The organism is Tyzzerella sp. An114, from assembly GCF_002161055.1.
Taxonomy (GTDB): Bacteria; Bacillota; Clostridia; order Lachnospirales; family Anaerotignaceae; genus Fimicola; species Fimicola cottocaccae.
On the sequence record NZ_NFLT01000076.1, the window covers coordinates 1 to 559 of the forward strand.

The following is a 559-nucleotide window of genomic DNA, read 5'->3' on the forward strand; positions in this document are numbered from 1 at the left end:
AGATTTGATGGAACAACTATTATTATAGATGATATTGAAGGAAAAATAGTTAAAGAAATATATGAACTTTTCTGTGAAGGCGTTTATATAACAAAAATAAAGAATTATATCAAAAACTTTGATATGAGTAGGCATAAAGTAAAAAGAATTCTTGAAGATGATGTATATATTGGAATAAATGATTTACCACAAATAATAGACCAAGATTTATTTGAAACAGCACAGAAAATAAAAAATCAAAGATTAAGTGAAATAGGTAAAAATAAAAGTGATAAAAGTGATGAATGTTGTCTTACAGAACAAAATTTCAAAGGTAAAATTGTCTGTGGTGAGTGCGGAGAGAATTATCACAGATATAAACATGGAGAAGAATACATATGGAATTGTAGCCACAAAGTCTTTAAAAGAAAGATATTTTGTAAAAATACTTCATTATCTGATGAACAAATAGAAAATATATGGTCAAGGATTGTTGATAAAATCAATGAAAATCCAAAACTGTTGGAGTGTAAAGAAAATAGCTTAAAACAAAACTCTGGAAGATATCAGGCTTTAGACA

1 protein-coding gene is annotated in these 559 nt (G+C 26.5%); it reads left to right on the forward strand.

Translation table 11 applies throughout. The annotated features are described in order from the left end of the window. Positions 1-559 (forward strand): recombinase zinc beta ribbon domain-containing protein (locus B5E58_RS13325; protein ID WP_143597295.1); only part of this gene is annotated, 559 nt, incomplete at both ends.